General features: G+C 65.8%; 27 protein-coding genes and 1 pseudogene. 9 read left to right on the forward strand and 19 right to left on the reverse strand.

Annotated elements, in window-relative coordinates; all coding sequences use genetic code 11:
- Nucleotides 1-88: 88 nt before the first annotated feature.
- The 8 genes from N6C22_RS02920 to N6C22_RS02955 all read right to left on the reverse strand — a co-directional run bounded on the left by N6C22_RS02920 (nucleotide 89) and on the right by N6C22_RS02955 (nucleotide 6106).
- Nucleotides 89-1282, reverse strand: a complete 1194-nt coding sequence (locus N6C22_RS02920) for an MFS transporter (protein WP_261649247.1) — start codon at nucleotides 1280-1282, stop codon at nucleotides 89-91.
- Nucleotide 1283: 1 nt separating this feature from the next.
- Nucleotides 1284-2690, reverse strand: coding sequence for a signal recognition particle protein Srp54 (locus N6C22_RS02925; protein WP_261649248.1), 1407 nt, complete (start codon nucleotides 2688-2690; stop codon nucleotides 1284-1286).
- A gap of 326 nt (nucleotides 2691-3016) precedes the next feature.
- On the reverse strand, nucleotides 3017-4225 hold the full coding sequence (gene ftsY / locus N6C22_RS02930) for a signal recognition particle-docking protein FtsY (RefSeq protein WP_261649249.1): 1209 nt from the start codon (nucleotides 4223-4225) through the stop codon (nucleotides 3017-3019).
- Nucleotides 4226-4234: 9 nt separating this feature from the next.
- The gene (gene pfdA, locus N6C22_RS02935) at nucleotides 4235-4702 is read right to left on the reverse strand and encodes a prefoldin subunit alpha (protein WP_261649250.1); all 468 of its coding nucleotides are present in this window, start codon (nucleotides 4700-4702) and stop codon (nucleotides 4235-4237) included.
- Nucleotides 4699-4875, reverse strand: coding sequence for a 50S ribosomal protein L18Ae (rpl18a, locus tag N6C22_RS02940; protein ID WP_261649251.1), 177 nt, complete (start codon nucleotides 4873-4875; stop codon nucleotides 4699-4701). Before rpl18a ends, pfdA begins: the two co-directional genes overlap by 4 nt.
- A 132-nt stretch (nucleotides 4876-5007) precedes the next feature.
- Nucleotides 5008-5673 carry a translation initiation factor IF-6 gene (locus N6C22_RS02945; RefSeq protein ID WP_261649252.1) on the reverse strand — a complete coding sequence of 222 codons (666 nt, stop codon included), beginning with the start codon at nucleotides 5671-5673 and terminating at the stop codon, nucleotides 5008-5010.
- Between the two features lie 2 nt (nucleotides 5674-5675).
- Entirely contained in the window at nucleotides 5676-5954 is a 279-nt protein-coding gene (locus N6C22_RS02950) for a 50S ribosomal protein L31e (RefSeq protein WP_261649253.1), read from the reverse strand.
- Complete coding sequence (locus N6C22_RS02955; RefSeq protein WP_261649254.1) at nucleotides 5954-6106, reverse strand: 50S ribosomal protein L39e; 153 nt, start codon at nucleotides 6104-6106, stop codon at nucleotides 5954-5956. The genes N6C22_RS02950 and N6C22_RS02955 overlap by 1 nt, the downstream gene beginning before the upstream one ends.
- Nucleotides 6107-6226: 120 nt before the next feature.
- Between N6C22_RS02955 and N6C22_RS02960 the strand changes: the two genes are divergently transcribed.
- Nucleotides 6227-6871, forward strand: a complete 645-nt coding sequence (locus tag N6C22_RS02960) for a hypothetical protein (RefSeq protein WP_261649255.1) — start codon at nucleotides 6227-6229, stop codon at nucleotides 6869-6871.
- Here the strand turns inward: N6C22_RS02960 and thpR are convergent.
- Nucleotides 6868-7422, reverse strand: a complete 555-nt coding sequence (gene thpR, locus N6C22_RS02965; protein WP_261649256.1) for an RNA 2',3'-cyclic phosphodiesterase — start codon at nucleotides 7420-7422, stop codon at nucleotides 6868-6870. The two genes, N6C22_RS02960 and thpR, sit on opposite strands and share 4 nt — an antisense overlap.
- A gap of 181 nt (nucleotides 7423-7603) precedes the next feature.
- Here thpR and N6C22_RS02970 point away from each other — a divergent pair.
- Together N6C22_RS02970 and N6C22_RS02975 are read left to right on the forward strand one after the other, a co-directional pair.
- Nucleotides 7604-8335, forward strand: a pseudogene (locus tag N6C22_RS02970) (tetratricopeptide repeat protein); the annotation flags it as partial.
- The gene (locus N6C22_RS02975) at nucleotides 8328-8621 is read left to right on the forward strand and encodes a DUF424 domain-containing protein (protein ID WP_261649258.1); all 294 of its coding nucleotides are present in this window, start codon (nucleotides 8328-8330) and stop codon (nucleotides 8619-8621) included. The pseudogene N6C22_RS02970 and the gene N6C22_RS02975, both read left to right, overlap by 8 nt.
- A 21-nt stretch (nucleotides 8622-8642) precedes the next feature.
- Here N6C22_RS02975 and N6C22_RS02980 read toward each other — a convergent pair whose 3' ends face one another.
- Nucleotides 8643-8843 (reverse strand): hypothetical protein, encoded by a 201-nt coding sequence (locus N6C22_RS02980; protein ID WP_261649259.1) that lies wholly within the window; start codon nucleotides 8841-8843, stop codon nucleotides 8643-8645.
- Nucleotides 8844-8978: 135 nt separating this feature from the next.
- On the opposite strand from N6C22_RS02980, the gene N6C22_RS02985 reads away from it, so the two are divergent.
- The 5 genes from N6C22_RS02985 to sufU all read left to right on the forward strand — a co-directional run bounded on the left by N6C22_RS02985 (nucleotide 8979) and on the right by sufU (nucleotide 12671).
- A complete protein-coding gene (locus N6C22_RS02985; RefSeq protein WP_261649260.1) occupies nucleotides 8979-10226 on the forward strand; it encodes an aminotransferase class V-fold PLP-dependent enzyme in 1248 nt (415 codons plus the stop codon).
- Nucleotides 10227-10269: 43 nt separating this feature from the next.
- A complete protein-coding gene (locus N6C22_RS02990; RefSeq protein ID WP_261649261.1) occupies nucleotides 10270-10905 on the forward strand; it encodes an HD domain-containing protein in 636 nt (211 codons plus the stop codon).
- A 49-nt stretch (nucleotides 10906-10954) separates the two neighbouring features.
- Nucleotides 10955-11563, forward strand: coding sequence for a hypothetical protein (locus N6C22_RS02995; RefSeq protein WP_261649262.1), 609 nt, complete (start codon nucleotides 10955-10957; stop codon nucleotides 11561-11563).
- Between the two features lie 71 nt (nucleotides 11564-11634).
- Entirely contained in the window at nucleotides 11635-12117 is a 483-nt protein-coding gene (locus N6C22_RS03000; protein WP_261649263.1) for a hypothetical protein, read from the forward strand.
- A 125-nt stretch (nucleotides 12118-12242) separates the two neighbouring features.
- Complete coding sequence (gene sufU, locus N6C22_RS03005) at nucleotides 12243-12671, forward strand: Fe-S cluster assembly sulfur transfer protein SufU (protein WP_261649264.1); 429 nt, start codon at nucleotides 12243-12245, stop codon at nucleotides 12669-12671.
- A gap of 256 nt (nucleotides 12672-12927) precedes the next feature.
- On the opposite strand, the gene N6C22_RS03010 is transcribed toward sufU, so the two are convergent.
- From N6C22_RS03010 to htpX, 9 genes are all read right to left on the reverse strand, one after another.
- Nucleotides 12928-13536 carry a DUF1641 domain-containing protein gene (locus N6C22_RS03010; protein WP_261649265.1) on the reverse strand — a complete coding sequence of 203 codons (609 nt, stop codon included), beginning with the start codon at nucleotides 13534-13536 and terminating at the stop codon, nucleotides 12928-12930.
- 10 nt (nucleotides 13537-13546) lie between these two features.
- Nucleotides 13547-14689: an NAD(P)/FAD-dependent oxidoreductase gene (locus tag N6C22_RS03015; RefSeq protein WP_261649267.1), complete on the reverse strand. Its 1143-nt coding sequence runs from the start codon at nucleotides 14687-14689 to the stop codon at nucleotides 13547-13549.
- A 3-nt stretch (nucleotides 14690-14692) separates the two neighbouring features.
- A complete protein-coding gene (locus N6C22_RS03020) occupies nucleotides 14693-14932 on the reverse strand; it encodes a sulfurtransferase TusA family protein (RefSeq protein WP_261649269.1) in 240 nt (79 codons plus the stop codon).
- Nucleotides 14933-15002: 70 nt separating this feature from the next.
- Complete coding sequence (locus N6C22_RS03025; RefSeq protein ID WP_261649271.1) at nucleotides 15003-15401, reverse strand: DsrE family protein; 399 nt, start codon at nucleotides 15399-15401, stop codon at nucleotides 15003-15005.
- A 210-nt stretch (nucleotides 15402-15611) separates the two neighbouring features.
- Nucleotides 15612-15989: a hypothetical protein gene (locus N6C22_RS03030; protein WP_261649273.1), complete on the reverse strand. Its 378-nt coding sequence runs from the start codon at nucleotides 15987-15989 to the stop codon at nucleotides 15612-15614.
- Between the two features lie 124 nt (nucleotides 15990-16113).
- Entirely contained in the window at nucleotides 16114-17145 is a 1032-nt protein-coding gene (gene radA / locus N6C22_RS03035) for a DNA repair and recombination protein RadA (protein WP_261649275.1), read from the reverse strand.
- A 123-nt stretch (nucleotides 17146-17268) separates the two neighbouring features.
- Nucleotides 17269-17877, reverse strand: coding sequence for a hypothetical protein (locus N6C22_RS03040; protein ID WP_261649276.1), 609 nt, complete (start codon nucleotides 17875-17877; stop codon nucleotides 17269-17271).
- 25 nt (nucleotides 17878-17902) lie between these two features.
- Nucleotides 17903-18340: a hypothetical protein gene (locus N6C22_RS03045; RefSeq protein WP_261649277.1), complete on the reverse strand. Its 438-nt coding sequence runs from the start codon at nucleotides 18338-18340 to the stop codon at nucleotides 17903-17905.
- A gap of 22 nt (nucleotides 18341-18362) precedes the next feature.
- Nucleotides 18363-19235, reverse strand: a complete 873-nt coding sequence (gene htpX, locus N6C22_RS03050) for a zinc metalloprotease HtpX (RefSeq protein ID WP_261649278.1) — start codon at nucleotides 19233-19235, stop codon at nucleotides 18363-18365.
- Nucleotides 19236-19330: 95 nt separating this feature from the next.
- Here htpX and N6C22_RS03055 point away from each other — a divergent pair, with 95 nt between their 5' ends.
- Complete coding sequence (locus N6C22_RS03055) at nucleotides 19331-19843, forward strand: hypothetical protein (protein WP_261649280.1); 513 nt, start codon at nucleotides 19331-19333, stop codon at nucleotides 19841-19843.
- Nucleotides 19844-19884 lie beyond the last annotated feature (41 nt).

Here is a 19884-nt window from a genome sequence, read left to right on the forward strand (position 1 = left end):
CGCCCCACATTACAAAAATCTGTAATGAAACGTGGTAACATCTAGCGTCGGCGGTGCCGGTTCCGGGTGACGTACCGGACCCGATTGCTCAGGCCCGAGCCCCACCGACCGCCAGCACCCCGACCAGCGCCAGTCCCGCTGCCAGCGACACCAGCAGGACGGCGAACGCGGCCTGGAAGCTCGCGACGTCGGAGACGATACCGACGACCGCGGGTGCGACCGCCCCGACGCCCATGAGGAGGGTTCGGACCACCCCGAGGCCCCCGCCGGCCACGGAATCCGGAATCAACTCGACGAGGTACGCTCCTCGCACTGGGCGGAAGCCGTGGCTCCCGAGCCCGAAGGCGATGACTGCGCCCGCGAGCACCGGCAGCGGACTCCGGGGGACCGCGACGACCAGCGCCAGCCCCGCCGTCGCCAGCGCCAGCGTCCCGCCGATGACCGTCAGCCGGCCGAGGCGGTCGCTCACGTCGCCGGTGACGACCTGCACGAGGCTCACGAGAAACAGCCCCGAGTAGAGCGTTCCGGCGGTCGCGGGCGACAGTCCCGCGGCGTCTTCGAGGTACAGGGGCAGGAACGCGACCGCGCCGTTGTAGGTGAACGAGAACAGGATGGTCACGGCGACGAAGACGAGGAACCAGGTATCGGAGAAGAGGTTGCGGTAGGCGCTCGAACCGCCGTCTTCGTCCTCGGACTCGGGCTCCGGCGGCAGTCGGCTCGGTACCCGCCACTGGAACAGTCCCGCCAGTACCAGCCCCGCCACCCCGCCACCGAGGAAGACGACGTGCCAGTCCGCGCCCCCGGCAGCCAGCGCCCAGACCACGGCCGCGGGCGCGACCACGCCGCCGAAGGCTCCGAACGTGTCCATCACGCCCAGTGCCCGTCCCGTTCTGGCGGGATACACCCGCGAGAGCAGCCGGACCGCGACCGTCTTGTGCGCGCCCGTTCCGACCCCGACGAGCACCATCACCGCCACGAGCACACCGAACGGGAGCGAGATGGTGAGCGCGAGTGACGCCACCGCAGCGACGATGGCCCCGGCAGTCACGACGCGGACGCCGCCGACCCGGTCCGCAAGCAGGCCCGAGGGGAACTGCATCGCGGCGTAGGCCAGCATCAGGGCCGTGAAGGCCGTCCCGACGACCGAATTCGAGACACCGTAGGTACTCTGGAACGTCCCGAACAGGGGTGGGAACGCGTACCGGAGGAACTTCGCGAGGAACCAGATGAGCGCCGTCAGGACGAGCGCGTCGTAGCTGGCGAGGCCGCGGATTCGGGCCACTCTATCCGAACGGCCCACCGCCGCCGCCACCGAGACCGCCCATACCGCCGCCACCGCCGCCCTGCTTCTGCATCTTCTTCATCATCCGCTGCATGTCGCCGTCCATCCCACCCTGGAACTGCTTCAGGGTGCGCTCCATCATCTTGTGCTGCTGGAGCAGTTCACGCACCTTCTCCTCGGGCTGGCCCGCGCCGCGGGCGATGCGCTCGACCTGTTTCTGGCCGATGCCACGCGGGTTCTCCATCTCCTTCTCGGTCATGGAGTCCATGATGACCTCGAAGCTGCGCATGCGCTCCTGGGTCACGTCCATGGCGTCGTCGGGCAGCTGGTCCTTGATGCCCCCGCCGAAGCCCGGAATCATGTCCATGATCTGGTCGAGCGGGCCCATCTTGTTCATCGCGTCCATCTGCTTCTTCATGTCCTTCAGGGTGAAGTTCCCCTTCAGCATGTCCTCGGGGTCCCAGTCCTCGTCGTCCTCGGCCTGGGTCTCCTCCATCGCGCGCTCGACGCGCTCGGTGAGCTGCTTGAGGTCGCCCATGCCGAGCAGGCGGGAGATGAAGCCGTCGGGCTCGAAGCGCTCGACGTCCTTGACCTCCTCACCGGTCCCGAGGAAGGCGATGGACGAGCCGGTCTCGTTGACGGCCGCGAGTGCGCCACCACCCTTCGCGGTCCCGTCGAGCTTCGTGATGACGACGCCGTCGATACCGATGGACTCCTCGAACTTCTGGGCCTGCTCCTTCGCGGACTGGCCCATCGCGGCGTCGATGACGAGCAGGTTCTTGTCGGGGGTGGCGACGTCCTCGATGCGCTCGATCTGGTCGATGAGCTCCTGGTTCAGGCCGTCACGACCCGCCGTGTCGACGATGCGGATGTCGGCGTCCTTCGTGGCCTCCATCCCGTCGCGGACGATCTCGAGGGGGTCCTCGGCGTCGTCGTCGCCGTAGAAGTCGACCTCGGCGCGGCGCGCCATCTCCTTGGACTGGTCGTACGCACCGGGACGGTCGGTGTCGGTCTGGATGATGGCCGGGCGCATGCCCTTCTTCGAGAACCACCAGGCGATCTTCGCCGCACTCGTGGTCTTCCCGGACCCGTACAGCCCGGCGAGGAGGATGGTCTGGTTCTCCAGGGGGAGGTCGGTGGAGTCACCGACGAGCCCGACCAGCTCCTCGTAGACGATGCGGAGCACGAAGTCCCGGGCCGGCGTTCCCTTCGGCGGCTCCTCCTCCAGGGCGCGCGTCTTGATGCTGTCCGAGAGGTCCATCACGAGGGAGACGTCGACGTCGGCCTGCAGGAGCGAGCGCTGGATCTCCTTGACGATCTCCTCGACGTCTTCTTCAGAGAGACGGGACTTCCCGCGGAGCTTATCGAGCGTGCCCCGCAGCGAACTCCCGAGGTCGTCGAGTACCATTTACTGTCCGCTAGTCGCGTCGCGCGTTAAAGCCTTTTTCTCGCCGCTGCCCTGTGGGAACCCCGTCGTGTCGGCCCAGAGGGGGTAACTGGTTCCTGCAGAGCTTTATGGTGTGGTGCGGTGTATCACACCTCGTGACTGCGTAACCACACCTGTACTGTCATCCCACTTTCCGCAGTCACCTTCCACCTGGCGGCGAGCCGGAGCTCGGGCAGCCGTCCCGCATCTCCACCCGAAACGGTACCCTTCGAGAATCTGGGTAGCTACCACTGGAGCGTCCCGGAGAACGACACCGAAGAAGAAACGCGGCCGGCTTCGACTGCAGCCTACTCCTCGTCTTCCTCGAGCAGCCGTTCGACCATCCGGTCGGGGTCGAACCGCTCGAGGTCGCCGTAGTCCTGCCCCACGCCGAGGAACAGGATGGGCTTGCCCGTGACGTGGGCGATGGAGATGGCCGCGCCGCCGTTGGAGTCGGCGTCGGCCTTCGTGAGGATGGCACCGTCGATGGCGGCCGCCTCGTTGAACTTCTTCGCGCGCTGGACCGCGTCCTGGCCGGCGACGGCCTCGTCGACGAAGATGGTCATGTCCGGACCGACCACGCGGTCGATCTTCTCGAGCTGGTCCATCAGGCCCTCGTTCGTGTGCAGGCGACCGGCCGTGTCGCCCAGCACCACGTCGATGTCGTGGGCCTCGGCGTACTCGACGGCGTCGTAGATGACGGCCGCCGGGTCACCGCCCTGCTCGTGGGCGATGAGCTTCGTGTCGAGGTTGTCCGCGTGCTCGCGGATCTGCTCGTTCGCGCCGGCGCGGTAGGTGTCGCCGTTCGCCATCACGGACGACAGCCCGCGCTCCTCGAAGTAGCGCGAGAGCTTCGCGATGCTCGTCGTCTTCCCGACGCCGTTGACGCCGGTGAAGATGATGACGACGGGCTTGTCGGCCTCGGCGACGCGCGCATCGAAGTCGAACTGGCCGACCGAGATGACGTCGTAGAGGGCATCGGCGAGCGCCTCCTCGACGATGTTCCCCGTCGACTCGGTGAACTTCCGGCGCTCACCGACGAGCTCGCGCTTGATGTTCTCGAGGATCTCGTTGGCGACGCTCATCTCCACGTCGGACTGGATGAGCGCCATCTCGAGCTCCCAGAGCGGGTCCTCGAGGTCCTCCTCCTCGATGACGAACTTGCCCGTGGCGGCCGCCTTCAGCTTGGAACCGAAGCCGGTCGAGTTCCCGTTCGACTCCTCGACATCGTCCTCCTCGCGAGGATCGGCCGCCGGGGCCGACTCGACCGACGCTGCCTCGTCGGGTTCGTCGGGTTCGTCGCCGGTCGCCTCGACGGTGTCGGCGGAATCGACGGGCTCGTCGTCCGCCGTGGACTCGGTTGACGCCTCGGCGTCGGCCGCAGCCACGTCCTCCTCGGCTGCTGGCTCCGCCTCGGCTTCGGGTGCTTCCGCTTCGGCCGCTTCGGCCTTCTCGTCGGCCGTCTCCTCGACGTCCTTGCGGAAGCTACCCAGCTTCTCCTTCAGGTTGTCGAACATCGCTATCGATTATTCGCCGTCGCCTTCCTCTTCCGCCTGCTGTTGCATCTGCTGCATCTGCTGCTGCATCTGCTGCTGTTGCATCTGCTGCATCTGCGCCTCGATCTCGCTGTTCTCCTCTTCGAGCTCTGCGATCTCCGCTTCGAGCTCGTCGATGTAGTCGTCCAGCGAGTCCTGCTTGTTCTCCAGGGTCTCGATGGCACCGTCGCGGTCGCGCTCTGCGGCGTAGCCGCCGCCGAGGCCGACGATGATCTCGTCGATGTCTTGCACTTCGGCGCGGATGTACGCGTCGCCGCCGAGCGGGACCTGCACGATGGACTCGGATTCGAGCGTGTTCAGGGCCTCGACGGCCTCGTCGATCTCGCTCTTCTCGTTCCGGACCTCGGTGATCTCCTCTTCGATCTCCTCGATCTCGGCCTGAATCGCCTGCATCTCCTGCTGGAGCTGCTGGGCCTGACCGCCGCCACCGCCCATCATTGTTCCTCGACCTCCGAGATCTCGACCTGGGTACGCTTCAGGTTGTGCTTGCTGCCGAAGTTCGCGTACGTGTGCTCGCGTGCGACGTTCTCGTTCTCTGCGTCGATCGTCGTCTCGAACGGGCTGGGCCCGTGACGTGTCTCGAACGTCCCGCGGATAGTAAACTGACTCATGCCCGAGAGTGCGTGAGCGAGATGGAAGAATCTTCCCTTCTCACCTGCCGTGGCTCGTGGCTCGTTCTCATGCGTGGCGCGACCCGTGGCTCGCGAGGGTGGGAGAAACGGTGAAAACGTCGACGGGGTCGCTCAGTCGATGAGGCCGAGCGCGTCCTCGATGCGGCCCAGTTCGGGCCCGGTCGTGTCCTCGCCGGCGACGTAGCCGGTGTCGTTGACGACCAGCCCGGAGCCGACGAGCGGGGCACCGTAGTTGATGGTGCCGACGTCGGCGGGAACGCCGAGGAGGTCTTCGAGGTAGTCCAGTTCGGCGTCGGTGGACTTGGGGTGACAGAGCACGCCCTTGTTCGTAGTGACAGCGGCGGTACCGACCGTGCGGACCCCCGCGAGGTCGCCTCGTTCGACGGGCACCTCGAGGGTGTCCTCGACGACGGCGACGGCCTCGTCGGAGAGGTCCGGGTGGACGTACGCACCGGTGTCGTTGGCGAGCACGATGTTCCCGGCGGCGTTGCGCCGACCGGGGAGCTCGCCGATGGTGAGGTCGACGGTCTCTGCGATTCGGTCGCGCTCGCGCTGGGTGACGCGGCTCGACACGACGAGACCGTTCGAGTTACCGGCGGCTAGCGCGCCGACAGTGGACGAGCCGGCGATGGTCGTCGGGATAGCGGGCACCTCGAGTTCGTCGGTCATGGCTTCACGGACGGACGACTCGATGTCTGGACGGCAGAGGAGACAGTCGTTCGTCGCCCGCGCGAAGACGCCGACGTACGGTGACCCGGCGAACGCGGTACGGAGCAACGTTACTCCGCGTGTTCGGCTTCCACGACGGCCTCGCCTTCCTCGTCGAAGCGGGCGGCACGGACGCGGAGCTTGCTCGGGGGCTTCTTCCGGCCGCGCGACCAGACCGCTTCGTTGATCGAGGGGTCGAGACGGACCGAATCCTCGTCGACCTTGAAGTGCTGGGCGAGGTGCTCGCGGATGAGCGTCATCGCTTTGTCTGCACGCTTGTGCTTCGCTTCTGCGTTCACGTCTCGGAGCGGGACGGTGACGACGCGCTCCTCGAAATCACTGGAACTCATTATTCGTCGGTGTCGTTACGTCGCCAGTTGCGGCGCTTGTAGTTACGCTGGACTTCCATGTCGGTCTTGAGCATGACCCACGCCGGCACGCGACTGTTCTGTCGCTCGAGCTTGGCGAGGCGCTTTTTCTTGGCCTTCGATTTCTTACCCATAGTGGCCGGAAGTACCTCTGCCGAGTTTAAAATGTTGTTCTTTTCTGTGCGCCAAACCGAGCCACTAGGTGTCTTGGCACGGTGGTTTCCCGTTCGGGCGGCGTACCCGTAGGCGAGACCATGCCTGATGGCAGTACGCACGACGAGCGAACGCGTCGCGCGGTCCTCAAGCGCGTGGTAACGACAGCGGGCTCGGTCGCCGTCGTCGGGGCCGCCGGGGCGACGGAGACGACGAGCGAGACGACCAGCCAGTCCACCTCCACCGACTCTCCCGCCACCGGTGGGTCGGGTATCCGCCGCCAGATGGCGTTCGAGGCTCCCTACGACGACGAGGGCGACTACGTCGGGGACTTCCTCGTGGCCGCCGACGAGGTCACCGGCGAGGTCGACACGAGCGCGGTCGACCAGTGCGGGCTCACAGACTGGGACCCGTCGAACACCGTCGTCTACGAGGCGGTCCTCACGACGGAACTCGCCACGGACCCGCAGGGTGCGGAGGTCCAGATTCTCACGAACGGCGAGAAGGACCACATCGAGTCGGGGGCGGTGTTCATCGTCAGCGACGCCGAGACCTGCGGGAACGGCTACGTCGGGGTCGACACCGAGGCCGTCTCGGACGCCCGAATCCCCGAAGGGTCGGGAACGACAGCCGCACCGACGGCCGACGACGGTCAGGAATCGATTCCAGGCTTCGAACTCGCGGGGACGGTGGCGGGCATCGCGAGCCTGCTCGGCCTAGCCCGGTGGCGTGACGGGGACGCCTAGAGCCGGAACCGTTCGACGGTCCGGTACTGCGGGCCGTCCGGCGTGAGGACGCTCTCGGTCAGGCGGACCTCCTCGACGTGCATCGACCCCGCGTCGGGGTCGTTGTCCCGGACACACGCCTGCACGGTCTCCTTCCCGCCGGCGTGTTCCATCCGGGCGAGCGTGACGTGTGGGGTGAACTCGTGGGATTCGGGGGAGAACCCGATGGCGGTGGTCTCAGCCTCGATACCCTCGTGGAGCGCGGTCAGCGCGGCCGCGCCCTCGCGGACGCCGAGCCAGAGCACGTTGATGTAGTCCAGCGAGGGGAAGACCCCGAGCCCGCCGAAGGCGGCGTCGAACGGGTCGACCTCGGACTCCCTGACGCCCGTCTCGACAGCGTCTTTCACGGCGGGCAGGCGGGCCTTGCTCACCTCCCCGAGGAACTTCAGCGTGATGTGCGCCTGTGTGGGGTCGACGAACTTCAGCCCGGTCGCCGCGTCGAAGCAGTCCTGGAGGGCCGCCACGTCCTCGGCGATGTCGTCCGGGAGGTCGACACTGACAAAGAGTCGCATGGAGGATGTGACGGCGGTCTGTACCTTGAATGTATCTTCCGTTCAAACCGCCCGACTGAACGGCCTTCTTTGCCAGTCCAAGGTCTGGAACGTCGCCGCCCAGCGGGCCCCTTGACGGGTGCAGTATATGCCGGTTTCGGGTGTCGCAACCCTTACCCGTGTTCACGGCCAACCGCGACTTATGACTGACCGCGAGCGAGACCACAAGTTCTCGGAGGGACAGGGCTTCTCGGACCCGTACGACGAGTTCGACCTCGACCCACCCGAACTCGGTGTGGACCCGACGAAGGTGGACCCCGTCGACTCGCGCGTCCTGACGGACATGCTGGACCAGCGTAACGTCGACGCGGACTCGGTCGACGCGGACGAACTCATCGACGTCGGCCTGAACTACATGGGCATCAATCGCCACGAGCAGGCCGCGGACACGTTCGAGCGCGCCGCCCGGTTCGCCGAGGACGACGCCGTCAAGCAGGAGGGCTGGGTGAACAAGGGCGTCGCTCACGCCGAGATGGAGGAGTGGGACGAATCCATCAGCTCCTACCAGGAGGCCCTCCACATCGACGACGAGGGCCGGTTCGCCGCCGACGCGGAGACGAACCTCGCCTACGCGCTCTGGGAGTCCGGCGACGTCTCCCGGGCGCTCGAACACGCCGAGCGTGCCGTCGAGCTCGACCCGCGCTCGTCCCAGGCGTGGTACAACCGCGGGTTCTTCCTGCTCGAACGCGGGCTGGCCGAGGACGCGCTCAATGCGCTCGACAACGCCATCCGCCTCGGGATGCGCACCGCCGACGTGCTCGGCGAGAAGGCCCGCGCACTCGAAGAACTCGGCCGCGACGAGGAGGCCGAGGAGGTCGCCGAGGAGGCCGAGGAGCTTCGCAAACGAAAGGAAGAGGAACTGGTGGATGATCGTTAACGAGCGACAGACCGAAGAAGGACTGTTCGTCTCCGTCTGTGACCCGGACGTCATGGGCGAGACGTTCGAGGAGGGGCCGGTGTCGCTCACGGTCTCCGAGGAGTTCTACGGCGGCGAACACCGCGAGGAGGACGAGGTACTGGACAGTCTGCGTCGGGCGACCGTCGCGAACATCGTCGGAAAGCGCTCCGTCGACGTGGCCGTCGAAGCCGGGTTCATCGACGAGGACGCGGTGCTCGACATCGAGGGAACGCTCCACGCACAGTTGCTCCGGTTGGGCTGAGTCGGTCGTTTCTGCGGTCGGTCACCGACGACGGAAGCTGTTTACGAACACGTCTGTTGCGCCGTGGAACACCACGAGGTAGCCCACGACGAGGCTCAGGAGGAACTCGGACTCGACGAGCAGCGAGTCGGCAGACTGCGCGGTGGTGAATAGCACGGTCGGGGCCACGATAAGCGTGAACACGACGACCGTGACGAGCCACACGTCGAAGAGTCGGCGCATGGCTGTCCGGACTCGGGCGGTCGATAAAAAACCGCCGTCTCGTTTCTTGCAGGTTGAAACGACTGTCTGTGGGGCCGATAGCAATCCGGTCCTGTACCGAAGGACAATTGGGTCTCTGGCCCCCAGGGAACAGCAATGAGCACCCAGACGACCGACCCCCTCGACGTCGAACGCATCCGGCAGGACTTCCCCATCCTCCAGCGGCAGTTCGACGGGACGGACCTCGTCTACCTCGACAACGCGGCGACGACGCAGACCCCCGAGCCGGTCGTCGACTGCATCGTCGACTACTACCACGGCTACAACGCGAACGTCCACCGTGGTATCCACACGTTGAGCCAGGAGGCCTCCATCGCCTACGAGGACGCCCACGACCGCGTCGCCGAGTTCATCGGGGCCTCCGGCGGCCGCGAGGAGGTCGTCTTCACGAAGAACACGACAGAGAGCATGAACCTCGTCGCCTACGCCTGGGGCCTGAACGAACTCGGCCCCGGCGACGAGGTCGTCACGACCGAGATGGAGCACCACGCCTCGCTGGTCACCTGGCAGCAGGTCGCAAAGCGGACCGGGGCGGACATCAAGTTCATCCCCATCGACGAGTCCGGCCAGCTCGACATGGCGGCCGCGAAGGAACTCATCACGGACGACACGAAGATGCTCTCGGTCGTCCACGTCTCGAACACCCTCGGGACCGTCAACCCGGTCTCGGAACTCGCCGACATCGCCCACGACCACGGTGCCCTCGCGTTCGTCGACGGCGCACAGGCCGTCCCGACGCGCCCGGTCGACGTCGAGGCCATCGACGCCGACTTCTACGCCTTCTCCGGCCACAAGATGTGCGGCCCGACCGGTGTCGGCGTCCTCTACGGGAAGCGCCACATCCTCGACGAGATGGAGCCGTACCTCTACGGCGGCGGCATGATCAAGAAGGTCACCTTCGAGGAGTCGAAGTGGAACGACCTCCCCTGGAAGTTCGAGCCCGGAACGCCCAACATCTCGCAGGGCATCGCCCTCGAAGCCGCCATCGACTACCTCGACGACATCGGGATGGAGCGTGTCCAGGCCCACGAGGAGATGCTGGCGGAATACGCCTACGACCGCCTCTCCGAGCACGACGACATCGAGATATACGGCCCGACGCCCGAGCAGGGCCGCGGCGGCCTCGTCTCGTTCAACATCGACTCGGTCCACGCCCACGACCTCTCGTCCATCGTCAACGACTTCGGCGTGGCAATCCGGGCGGGCGACCACTGCACCCAGCCCCTGCACGACAAGCTCGGTGTCGCCGCCAGCGCCCGCGCCTCGTTCTACATCTACAACACCCGCGAGGAGATCGACGCGCTCGTCGAGGCGGTCGACGAGGCGCGCCAGCTGTTCGCGTAGAACAACACAACTGTTTTTCCGGTCGGTCGAGACTCGACGCCACATGGACCAGACCGCCCTCCGCGACCGCGCCCGCACCTACTTCGGCGGGCTCTCACCGTGTCACGACTGGCACCACGTCGAGCGCGTCGTCGCCAACGCCGAGCGACTCGTCACAGACACCGACCGCGAGGTAGACGAGGACGTCCTCCTGGCTGCGGCGTGGCTCCACGACATCGGCCGGAAGCGCGAGGCCGACGGCGAAATCGACTGTCACGCCGAGTGGGGTGCCGAGGAAGCCCGCGACATCCTCGCCGAGTTCGATGTCGACGCAGAGACGCGAGCCGCCGTCGCCCACTGCACCCGCGCCCACCGGTTCTCGAACGACGTGGAACCCGAGAGTTTCGAGGCGAAGCTCCTCTCCGACGCCGACAACCTCGACGCCATCGGTGCGGTCGGCCTTGCCAGGATGTTCGCCCACACCGGCGAAATCGCCCAGCCAATCCACGACCCGGAGTTGCCGCCCGAGGACGACGACTCCACAGCAGGCGAGACCGCCTTCAACCACCTCCACAAGAAGCTCCTCGAACTCGATTCGCGGATGTACACCGACGTCGGCAGAGAGGTGGCAGCTGACCGTCACGACTTCCTCGAGACCTTCGTCAGCCGCTTCGAGGCCGAAGTCACTGGCGAACGCTGATACCTCAGTTCTGCGAAAGCAATACCCGCTCTCGTCACCTCTGTAGGGTATGGACGACACGCTCGAACGACACCTCATGGCGCTGCAGTTCCTGCTGCTGGGGCTGCTCGTCATCACGTTCGCCCGGTTCGTCGAGGGCCTGTCGACCGCAGGGTTCGGGGCGGTCGACGCGCTCGCGTTCATCGGGGCGGTCGTCGGGGTGGCCGGCATGCTGGGGGCGCACTGGACAGGGGAAGACGAGGAGGACGGCACGGAGCCTTCGGAGGGGGTCATGCAAGGCGACGGGGGGTCCGACGTGGACACAGACGCGGGAGACGACGTGGGAGAACTGGACGATACCGTGGAAGAGTCGGACGACCCGGTGGCCGTGACCGAGTCAGCAGAGCCGCGACCGGAGCCGGCGGAAGACCGTCTGAAGCAGGCTGCCGAGCCGACGACTGCAACCCCGTCGAGTCCTGCCCTGGCGGCCACGCCCCGGCAGGAACCGGTGTCTGAACCTGGAATCCGGGCCCGCCAGCGACGTGCCGACGTGGACAGAGAGACCAAATCCGACCTGATTCCGACGACCGAGGTCGACCCGGTGTCGACCTCGCGATACGACCCGGTCGGCCGGGCCACCATCGACCCGGCGACGCGGCCCGACGACGACCCGGTCTGAGCCGGCGTCGTCTGATTCTTTCACACGCCGAGCCCACCAGATTGATAATTTCGGAATGTCCATTGGAAATTATGGCGGAGATGCCCCGAAGACGTGCGATTGCCCTCCCCATCGTGGTCGCACTATCCGGCTGTGCGTCGCTGACCGCGGACACCGATCGCACGGCGAACGGTGTCGTGGACCGGAAGCTCGTCGTCGGTGACGAACGACCAGCCACCGACGACGACCAGCCACCGACGACCGAACTTCTCGTCGTCAACAACGACGGCAGCGTCGAAACCACGAACGAGAGCTACCGCGAGCGTGCAACCGAGGGGGACGTGGTGTCCGTCTCCGAGTCCCTGGCCGCGGAGTTCGAGGACGCCTACAGTTCCATCCAGTATCTCGTCACCGTGAAGCTCGAATCGACCGACCACGTGAACGGTATCGGTCCCGGTGACGGCGTCACGTATCGAACGGACCGGCCGGCGTTCAACGATGCGACCGTCGCCGCCCCGATATCGTACAAAACGTCGGAAAGCGGTGACCGAATCGTACAGGTAGTCGGTGGGTAGGCTAGCGGTCGGCGTGCAGTTCTGATAGCTTCCGACCCGGTCTGGGGGCAGACGAGCCACCCGAGAATCGGTCACACACCGCTGCGGAACGTTTTTCCGGAGGACTACCCTACCAGCCCACAACAATGGGAATGGGCTCGGACATGTACCGACAGCAGATCCTCGACCACTACAAGAACCCGCGCAACTACGGGGAGATCGAGGATGCGACGTTCACCCACGTCGGGGAGAACCCGATGTGCGGTGACGAGATTCGGATGGACGTGAAACTCGACGACGACGGCGAAACCATCGCCGCCGTGGCGTTTCGCGGCGACGGCTGTGCCATCTCGCAGGCCTCCGCGAGCATGCTCTCTGGGAAGCTCCGCGGGAAGACGCTCGACGAACTCGCCGAGATGGACCGCGACGACGTCGTCGACATGCTCGGCGTCGAAATCTCGCCGATGCGCATCAAGTGCGCCGTCCTCGCGGAGAAGGTCGCACAGGACGGGGCGGAGATCTATCTGGGTGAAAAGGACCTGGACAAGACGACGACGGAAGAAGACGACGACTGAGCCTCTCCACCCACTTTTTGGTCCAGCTTTTGGGAGCGAGGCGGAGGCGAGCGAGACAAAAGGTGGTAGCAGAAGGACCTGGACAAGACGACGACGGAAGAAGACGACGACTGAGCCTCTTCACCCACTTTTTGGTCCAGCTTTTGGGAGCGAGGCGGAGGCGAGCGAGACAAAAGGTGGTAGCAGAAGGACCTGGACAAGACGACGACGGAAGAAGACGACGACTGAGTTCTGACTCCCCTTCTGTCGCTCCGAGTTACCTTCTTCCGAGCGCCTTCGCCAGCGCGAGCAGGTAGCCAAGCCCCTCCTTGACCTCGGGGTCCCGGGTCGCCTTCGCGAGGCCGATGACCCCGACAGGCTCTGATTCCTCGACGCTGGCGTCACCGACCGCGTGCAGCATGCGCTCCAGCCCGCGGACCGTGTCGGGCTCGGCGGCGGTGTCGGCGAGTTCGCCGAGGCTGCTGCCGGTCCTGGCGAGGCGCATGACCATGTCGTCGTCGACCGCGCCGTTCATGAGCGCGAGCAGGTCGGCCAGCGCCGCGAGGTCGTCCAGGGTGCCGTTGCGCTGGAGTTCCGAGATGGTCTCGACCGCGGCGGCGAGGTCCTCTCCCTCGCGGCCGACGGCTTCTGCCAGCCGAACCGTCTCCGGCGTGGCGACCGCGTCGGCGGATTCGGCCAGCGTGGTGCCGGTCTTCGCGAGGCGCATGACCATGTCGTCGTCCATCGCGCTCGTGCCGAGTTCGAGCACGTCGAGCAGCTCGTTCACCGCGTCGAGGCGCGAGACGAACTCGGCGACGGCCTCGGGGTTCTGCTCGATGGCCTCGGCGAGTTCCTCGGCCTCTATCTGTTGGGGTGCTTCTGCCATCCGAATCACCTCAGAGGAGCCCCCTGGCGGTCAGCCAGTAGGACTCGTTGTACGCGAGCTTCGCCCAGTGGACGGGGCGTGACTCGTCGCGGAGTTCGGGCGGGTTCTCGAAGTCGAACTCGACGAACGTCGCCTCGTTCATGCCCGCCTCGATGAAGCAGACGGTCTTCCCGTCGAACGTCGCCGTCGGGAGCTGACCGCGGACCTTGCTGGCGATGCGGTCCGCGATGACGTCGGCTTCGTAGTGGGCGACGGAGCCGGCCTTGCTGGTCGGCACGTCGGCGGCGTCACCCATGGCGAACACGTCCTCGGCGTGTTCGGCTTCGAGGGTGTGCTTGTCGACCGCGACCCAGCCGTCGTCGCCGAGGCCGGAGTCCGCGATGAGGTCGTCGCCGCTGTGGGGCGGGATGGCCACGAGCAGGTCGTAGTCGAGTTCCTCACCCTCCATCGACCTGATGACCTTGTTCTCGGGGTCGACCTCCTCCGCGTTGAAGAAGGTCACCGTGTTGATGTCCCGGTCGGCGAAGCGCGGCTCCATCCAGTCCGAGACCGGCTGGAGGCCGTGCAGTCGCATGATGGGGTAGGTGTACGTGATCTCGACCTGGTCGCGGATGCCGCGCTCGCGGAACCACTCGTCCGCCATGAGCACGAACTCGACCGGCGCGGCCGGGCACATGTGCGGGACGCCGACGACGCTCAGCACGAGGTGGCCTTCCTCGAAGTCGGCGAGGGCGTCGCGGAGCTGTTCCGCCCCCTCGGCCCCGTAGAAGTGGTGCCCACCTTCCATGAGGCCGGGCACCTCCTCGGGGACCAGTTTCGCGCCGGTCGCGACGACGAGGTAGTCGTACGACAGCGTGTCGCCGCCGTCCTGCAGGTCGAGCGTCTTGTTCTCCGTATCGATGCCGACGACGCGGTTGATCTCCAGGTTCACCCGCCGGTCGACGAGGTCGGCCAGGGGCCGGACCGCGTCGTTGGCGGTCTTCTTCCCGAACGGGACGTACAGGAACGTCGGCTTGTAGACGTGGTCGGGGGAGTCGTTGATCAGCGTCACCTCGACCTCGCCGGCCGCGACCTCGCGCTCGAGGTCCTCGACGAGCCGGTTTGCGAGGACGGTGCCGCCGGTGCCGCCCCCGACGATGACGATGTCAGTCATGGTTCAGGCCTTCTGGACGTAAATGCTCCAGTAGTCGTCGTGCTCGACGGTCTCCAGCAGCTCGTGGCCGGCCTTCTCGACCCATTCGGGGACGTCGGAGACCGAGCCGCGGTCGGACGTCTGGAGTTCGAAGACGGTGCCGCTGTCGGCTTTCTTGACCTTCCCGATGAGGTCCATCAGGGGGCCGGGGCAGCCGGAGCCGCGTGCGTCGATCGTTACGTCAGCAGTGAGTTGTTCGGACATTGTTGGATTTCTCGTGGTTTGGGGTTGTGGTCGGCGGGCGGTACGGTGGTCGCTGGGCGAGCGAGCAGGCTCAGATGAAGATGACCTGCTTGTCGGCGGCCTTGCTCAGGAAGCCGGAGACCCCCAGCTCCCCGTCGAAGATGTCGACGTAGTCGGAGAGTTCGCGGCCCCACATCTCCATGGCCATCGTGCAGGCGTAGATGCGCATGGGGCCCATCTCCTTGGCGTCACGGAACTGCTCCGTGAACAGGGGAATCTCGGTCTCCTCGCTGGTCAGCATGGCCTCGCCGAGGGGCCCGACGTGGAAGTCGCGGGTCTCGACGACCTCGTGTTCGAACGGGCGGAGCCCGTTCATCGTCACGAAGATGTCGACCGGGATGTCGGAGGCTGCCGCGATGGAGCCGATGATGCTCGCCGCGGTGATCTTCTCGAATTCGTCCGTCGCGATGACGATTGCGTAGCCATTCATGATCTTCTCACAGATGGTAGTTGGCGTGAGACGGATATAGTCTTGTACTGTGTTTCCAAGATTGTGGGAAAATACACCCGTGATAACACATCACCGTGGCTCGTGATTTCCTGGGAAATATCTGTGGATAGTCGCGTACAAACTGTGAAAACGTGCTGGTATACTCAGCGAACCTACGGGACCATGATTGTGAACGTAGGACAATAAACCTCAGCTACTCGCGTCTCGTCGTTTCCCGGCCCAGTCGCCGACGGCGACCAGCACCGCGATTGCCACGCTGAGCACGACCTGGAGCGAGAAATCGACCGCAGACCGAAGCCCGGCGACGTGGGCGTACCGGAGGAACCAGATGCCGAGGAACGCGTAGCCGAACGCGGCGTACGCCAGCACGAGGCGGGAGACGGTGCTACTGGCGTCACCGAGGGCGAACCACACCGCGACGACCGCGAGGAGTCCCGCGAACAGCCCGCCGAAGAATCCGACGATGCCACCCGGGATGTCGGGAATCTGTGACGCGAGGAGCCCACCGACGAGCAGGAACGTGGTTGCCCCGGAACCGAGGGCCAGCAGGAGGCGTCGAAGGTCCATACCGGAGCTACACGCTCGGGAGCAGAAAACACGGTCCCTGACGGGTCCGGGACCGGAAACTGAAAAGACGAGGATGGAACGAGTGACCGCGACGAACCCGATCAGTCGGGTTTCAGCTGTCCGGTTACTCCGGCTTCAGGCCGCCGTCCTGCACGCGCATGACGGCCTCGCCATCGGCGAGGTTCGGTGCGTCCACGAGGCGGACGATACGCTTGTCGCCCTTGGACTTGCGGAGGTACATCCGGAAGGTGGACTTGTGGCCGAGGATGTTCCCACCGATGGGCTGGGTCGGGTCGCCGAAGAACGAGTCGGGGTTGGAGGCGACCTGGTTGGTCACGACGATGGCGCAGTTGTACAGGTTGCCGACCTTGTCGATGTCGTGCAGGTGCTTGTTGAGCTTCTGCTGCCGGTCGGCGAGCTGGCCACGGCCGACGTACTCGGCGCGGAAGTGGGCGGTGAGCGAGTCGACACAGAGCAGTCGGACGGGCCAGTCGGAGTCCTCGTGCTCGCCGGCGAGTTCCTGGGCCTTCTCGGCCAGGAGCATCTGGTGGTTGGAGTTGAACGCTTTCGCGACGTTGATCTTGTCGAGGAAGTCGTTGACCAGCGTCTCCATCGTCTCGTCGTCGTCGATGTCTCCCTCGATGTCGCGGTCCTCGAGGGTCGCCTCGAGCGCTTCGTCCGGGAGGCCGCGGACCATGTCGTCGATACGCTCCGGGCGGAAGGTGTCCTCGGAGTCGATGAAGATGACGGAGCCGTGGAGCCCGCCAACCTCCTGGGGGAGCTGGACGTTGACCGCGAGCTGGTGGGTGACCTGGGACTTACCGGCCCCGAACTCACCGTACACCTCCGTGATGGACTGTGTCTCGACACCGCCGCCGAGGAGTTCGTCCACCTCGTCGACCTGCCAGCTGAGCTTGCCGATCTCGTTGCGCCGTTCGAGCACCTGCGAGCCGGTCTCGAAGCCGCCGATGTCGGCGTGCTCACGAGCGGCCTGGACGATGTCTGCCGCGCTGGACTCGCCGACGTCTGCCGTGTTGGAGAGTTCCGAGGGAGAGGCCACGGCGATGCCTTCGAACGAGTCGAAGCCTGCGTCTTTGAGCTTGTCTGCGGTTGCGGGGCCGACACCGGGGAGCTTCTCGAGGTCTACGTCTGCCATATCTATCCCTGGGGCGGGTTTCCCCATAAACCCTCGTTAACAGGAGAGTGAAAGTGAAAGTGATGGGCGTGAGGCCGGTGCAGTCGCTCGGTTTGCGAGGGTTCAAAGGGGAAAACGGGCCGGTTACTCCCAGGGATGCGTCCCGGAACTGCTCGGATACATCGGGTACCAGTACTCCTTCTCTTTCTCCAGGTCGAGTTCGCCGTCGAGGTTGCTTTCCAGTTTGAATTCGGTGCCACTATCGCGGTCTTTCTCGCCGCGTTTCGGGGCGAACGGGTAGTACGCGCCGCGGCGGAAGGAGTACACCCAGTACGCGAGACGGTCGTCCTTCTCGAACGCGAAGAGGGCGTTGAGCAGGCGCGAGCCGTAGTCGCGCTCGATGAACGTGTCCGCGGCGAAGTGCAGGCTCGTGATGAGGTCCTCCGGGTCGTCGTCGTGGAGCACGACCCAGTGGTAGCCGTGGTCGTCCTCGCGCACCTCGAAGGCGGTCCCGGTCTCTGACTCGCCCGCGGTGAGGATGTCCTCGACCTCGCGGACGGTGTCCTCGAAGTCGGTGCTGTCGACGCTGGAGAAACAGAGCGCCCCGTCGCCGGTGCTCGCGAAACCGAGTTCGGCCTCCATCGTGATGTAGGCCGTACTCATCCCGAAGAGGTCGTCGGGGTCGGCGTCGCGGGCAGCGTCGGCCTCGGCCCGGAGGCCGAGCACTTCGCGTATCGAATCCAGCAGGCCCATGAGAAGAACGTGGGACGGGGGTGTCTTAATCGCGGCCCTTCACTTCGACGTCCCAGAGCGTCCGCCCGCCGATGATGGCGAGCAGGACGCCGACCAGCGCGACCAGCGGCGAGACGATGGTGTCGACCCGGTCGAACAGCCCCTCGCGCGGGAGGACCCGCACCCGGTAGAGTTCGCCCTCCCACCGGAGGTAGTCGTGCGTCGCGAGCGGTTCGATAGCGTCGGCCTCGCTCCCGATCCAGAGGCCCGCCTCGCCGTCGACGCCGGCGGTCTCGACGGCCGCTTGCGCCCGCGGCGGCAGGTCGGTGAAGTTCACAACCTCGTCCTCGGCGACCTCGCGCTCGGTCCGGTCCACGTCGACGAACACCTTCGATTCGCCGGGGTGAACGTCGAGGTAGAGCGGATGCGAGGCAGCGAGCAGTCCGATAAGCAGCGCGACGAGGGCGGCGGTGCGCCGGTTCATCGCCCCCTGAAACACCCGAACATCAGATCGATTCCATCTCGCGTTCGAGCTGCTGGAGGCGCTCGATGCGGCGCTCGGTCGAGGGGTGCGTGCTGAACAGCCGGGTGATGGCGCTGCCCGAGATGGGGATGATGAAGAACGCGTTCATCTCCGCCTGCTCGCGGATGTCCTCCTTGGGCACCCGGTGCATGTCACCCGAGATGGTCTGCAGCGCGGACGCCAGCGCCCGGGGTTTGCCCGTGATGATGGCGGCCCCGCGGTCCGCGGCGAACTCGCGGTAGCGTGAGAGCGCCCGGATGAGCAGGTACGAGAATATCCACACCACGAGCGAGACGGCGATGGCGACCAGGACGCCCCCGTTGTTGCGGTTGCGGCCGCCGCCGAAGAACGCGCCCCAGCGGACGATGAGGAACGCGATGGTCGAGAGGAACGACGCGATGGTCATGACCATCACGTCGCGGTTCTTGACGTGGGCGAGTTCGTGGGCCATGACGCCCTCCAGTTCGTCGTCGTCGAGGATGCGCATCAGCTCGGTCGTCACCGCGACGGCGGCGTGTTTCTGCGAGCGCCCGGTCGCGAACGCGTTCGGGTTGCGCGAGTCGACGACGGCCACCTTCGGTTTGGGCACGTCGGCCTGCTGGGAGAGGCGCTGGACCATGGCGTGGAGCTTCGGATATTCCTCTTCGCTGACCTCTCTTGCGCCCATACTCCACAGCGTGAGCTTGTCGCTGAAGTACCACTGCCCGAGGCTGAAGATAGCGAAGAAGCCCGCTATCAGCAGGAGGCTCCCGGTGTAGAGGGTGAGTGCGGCGATGAACACGATGTACAATCCTGCGAGGAGGAACATCGTGAGGAACATCCGGAACTGGAGGCCCCTGTCCGCTTTCCATTGCATGGTATCAGTGAGGGAACGAGTCGTCTAAAGCCCGTCGCCGTGTGGCGACCGAACAGCCAACACGCTTAGATACGTGTCGTGTGAGTTATGGACGAATGTCCGCCGGGGAATCGCCGCTGGTCGCGACCGGGTTCACGGTCGTGACCGCCTGTATCGTCGGGACAGTGAGCGGTATCACGGTCGTCCTCGGCCCGCCGGTCCTCACGATGCTCATCGTCGCCGTCAGCGACGTGGCCGGGAACTTCTACGCCGGCGTCTTCCTCGGCGTGTTCATCGGCGTCCTCATCAGCGCCTTCACGGCGTTCCTGGTGTACCGGGTGTACCGGCTCCAGCAGACCCACCGCCCGCAGGCACAGGACGGCGTGCTGTACGCCTCGTCACAGCAGGGGTATCAACAGCAGGGGTATCAGCAACAGGGGTACCAGCAGGGCGGCTACCAGCAGACCTACCAGCAGCAGGTTACCGGCGGTGACCCACCCCTGTTCGACATGTACCTCGTCGGGACCGTCTCGGCGCTGCTGGTGTCGCTGGTGCTGGGGCCGGTCGTGACGGTGGCGGCGGGTATCGGTGGGGCGCTGGTGAGTGCCAGACTGTTTGCGGGGGTATGAACCGTTCTGTGACTGTGGTCTCCTCGGTTCGAGTAGTCCGC

The organism is Haloarchaeobius sp. HME9146, from assembly GCF_025399835.1.
GTDB lineage: Archaea > Halobacteriota > Halobacteria > Halobacteriales > Natrialbaceae > Haloarchaeobius.

Bases quoted from the DNA above. Each gene is read 5' to 3' on its own strand.
- N6C22_RS02985 (WP_261649260.1), top strand. From the start codon at position 8,979: ATGAGCACCCAGACGACCGACCCCCTCGACGTCGAACGCATCCGGCAG.
- pfdA (WP_261649250.1), bottom strand. From the start codon at position 4,702: ATGATGGGCGGTGGCGGCGGTCAGGCCCAGCAGCTCCAGCAGGAGATG.
- N6C22_RS02995 (WP_261649262.1), top strand. From the start codon at position 10,955: ATGGACGACACGCTCGAACGACACCTCATGGCGCTGCAGTTCCTGCTG.
- N6C22_RS03045 (WP_261649277.1), bottom strand. From the start codon at position 18,340: ATGAACCGGCGCACCGCCGCCCTCGTCGCGCTGCTTATCGGACTGCTC.
- N6C22_RS03055 (WP_261649280.1), top strand. From the start codon at position 19,331: ATGTCCGCCGGGGAATCGCCGCTGGTCGCGACCGGGTTCACGGTCGTG.
- thpR (WP_261649256.1), bottom strand. From the start codon at position 7,422: ATGCGACTCTTTGTCAGTGTCGACCTCCCGGACGACATCGCCGAGGAC.
- rpl18a (WP_261649251.1), bottom strand. From the start codon at position 4,875: ATGAGTCAGTTTACTATCCGCGGGACGTTCGAGACACGTCACGGGCCC.
- N6C22_RS03020 (WP_261649269.1), bottom strand. From the start codon at position 14,932: ATGTCCGAACAACTCACTGCTGACGTAACGATCGACGCACGCGGCTCC.
- N6C22_RS03040 (WP_261649276.1), bottom strand. From the start codon at position 17,877: ATGGGCCTGCTGGATTCGATACGCGAAGTGCTCGGCCTCCGGGCCGAG.
- N6C22_RS03000 (WP_261649263.1), top strand. From the start codon at position 11,635: ATGGCGGAGATGCCCCGAAGACGTGCGATTGCCCTCCCCATCGTGGTC.
- N6C22_RS03030 (WP_261649273.1), bottom strand. From the start codon at position 15,989: ATGGACCTTCGACGCCTCCTGCTGGCCCTCGGTTCCGGGGCAACCACG.
- N6C22_RS03010 (WP_261649265.1), bottom strand. From the start codon at position 13,536: ATGGCAGAAGCACCCCAACAGATAGAGGCCGAGGAACTCGCCGAGGCC.
- htpX (WP_261649278.1), bottom strand. From the start codon at position 19,235: ATGCAATGGAAAGCGGACAGGGGCCTCCAGTTCCGGATGTTCCTCACG.
- N6C22_RS02950 (WP_261649253.1), bottom strand. From the start codon at position 5,954: ATGAGTTCCAGTGATTTCGAGGAGCGCGTCGTCACCGTCCCGCTCCGA.
- N6C22_RS02980 (WP_261649259.1), bottom strand. From the start codon at position 8,843: ATGCGCCGACTCTTCGACGTGTGGCTCGTCACGGTCGTCGTGTTCACG.
- N6C22_RS02975 (WP_261649258.1), top strand. From the start codon at position 8,328: ATGATCGTTAACGAGCGACAGACCGAAGAAGGACTGTTCGTCTCCGTC.
- N6C22_RS02990 (WP_261649261.1), top strand. From the start codon at position 10,270: ATGGACCAGACCGCCCTCCGCGACCGCGCCCGCACCTACTTCGGCGGG.
- N6C22_RS03015 (WP_261649267.1), bottom strand. From the start codon at position 14,689: ATGACTGACATCGTCATCGTCGGGGGCGGCACCGGCGGCACCGTCCTC.
- sufU (WP_261649264.1), top strand. From the start codon at position 12,243: ATGGGAATGGGCTCGGACATGTACCGACAGCAGATCCTCGACCACTAC.
- ftsY (WP_261649249.1), bottom strand. From the start codon at position 4,225: ATGTTCGACAACCTGAAGGAGAAGCTGGGTAGCTTCCGCAAGGACGTC.
- radA (WP_261649275.1), bottom strand. From the start codon at position 17,145: ATGGCAGACGTAGACCTCGAGAAGCTCCCCGGTGTCGGCCCCGCAACC.
- N6C22_RS02960 (WP_261649255.1), top strand. From the start codon at position 6,227: ATGCCTGATGGCAGTACGCACGACGAGCGAACGCGTCGCGCGGTCCTC.
- N6C22_RS02925 (WP_261649248.1), bottom strand. From the start codon at position 2,690: ATGGTACTCGACGACCTCGGGAGTTCGCTGCGGGGCACGCTCGATAAG.
- N6C22_RS03025 (WP_261649271.1), bottom strand. From the start codon at position 15,401: ATGAATGGCTACGCAATCGTCATCGCGACGGACGAATTCGAGAAGATC.
- N6C22_RS02955 (WP_261649254.1), bottom strand. From the start codon at position 6,106: ATGGGTAAGAAATCGAAGGCCAAGAAAAAGCGCCTCGCCAAGCTCGAG.